Source organism: Streptomyces sp. NPDC002463 (genome assembly GCF_042889835.1).
Taxonomy (GTDB): domain Bacteria; phylum Actinomycetota; class Actinomycetes; order Streptomycetales; family Streptomycetaceae; genus Streptomyces; species Streptomyces nymphaeiformis.
Map to the genome: position 1 here is coordinate 1 of NZ_JBIARL010000067.1, position 1,114 is coordinate 1,114.

At 68.4% G+C, this 1,114-nt stretch carries 1 pseudogene; it reads right to left on the reverse strand.

Features of this window, described 5'->3' with window-relative positions:
* Nucleotides 1-23: 23 nt before the first annotated feature.
* Nucleotides 24-1,042: pseudogene (locus ACFYX3_RS42045) on the reverse strand (IS5 family transposase).
* Nucleotides 1,043-1,114 lie beyond the last annotated feature (72 nt).

Sequence of the window (1,114 nt, forward strand, 5' to 3'; positions counted from 1 at the left end):
CTAGGAGCTGTTCGAGGTTCGGATCATGTGGCTGCGGTGATGTGTTTCAGCCACATGATCGATCCTCGAAGGTGAAGTCCTGCCGCGTAGCTCTCGGGGGACTTGTCGTAGCGGGTGGCGATTCCGCGCCAGGCCTTGAGCCTCTGGAAGCAGCGCTCCACGGTGTTGCGCTGCCGGTACCGGTGCGAGTCGAAGGCGACAGGGCGACCACCGGCCGAGCCCTTCTTCCGCCGGTTGGCGGCCTGGTCGGACTTCTCCGGGATGACGGCGGTGATCCCGCGTCTGCGCAGGTAGGCGCGGTTGGCCTTGGACGAGTAGGCCTTGTCCGCGGCCACCGCCGCGGGTCGGGTGCGTGGCCGGCCGAGTGAGCCTGGGACCCGGATCCGGCCGAGTACCGTCTGGAACTGCGGGCTGTCCGCGGCCTGCCCGGGGGTCAGGACGAACACCAGCGGCAGTCCCGCCGTGTCGACCGCGGCGTGGATTTTGCTGCTCAGTCCGCCTCTGGACCGGCCAAGTTCGGCCGCTTTCGCCCGTGCCCGGCGACGCTGACGCGTCGCAGCACGGTCCCAGTTCGCCTCCTCTGCGGAGCCCGCACCGGGTCTGGCCTGCGGTGCGTCACCCGCAGGACGGGTCCCTGCTCCGGCAGCGGAACCCCCTTTTCCTCGGTCAGGGCCTGTTCAAGGGCGTCCAGGGTCTCCCCGGCGATCGCCAGTCCGGCCGATTCGTGATGGGCGCGTACGACCGTGGAATCCACACTGACCAGTTCCAGGCCGACCCGCCCACGCGTCGCCGCCTCCGCGATCAGGGCATCCATCAGTGCCTGGAACACCCCGGCCTTCGACCAGGCGTTGAACCGTGAGTACACCGTCGACCAGGCCCCGTAGCGCTCCGGCACATCACGCCAACCGCAGCCGGTGCGAAACCGCCACAACACCCCGTTGAACTGATCCCGCACCCGCCGGGGCAGCGGACCGGTCGCCGCGACCGGCAGACACTCCTCGATCAAAGCCCACTCGGCATCCGTCACATCAAAACGCGCCACACGCGAGTTCTACCAGCCCAGGCCCGCACACCATCGAGCCTCACGAAGATCCGAACTCCGTACAGCTCCTAG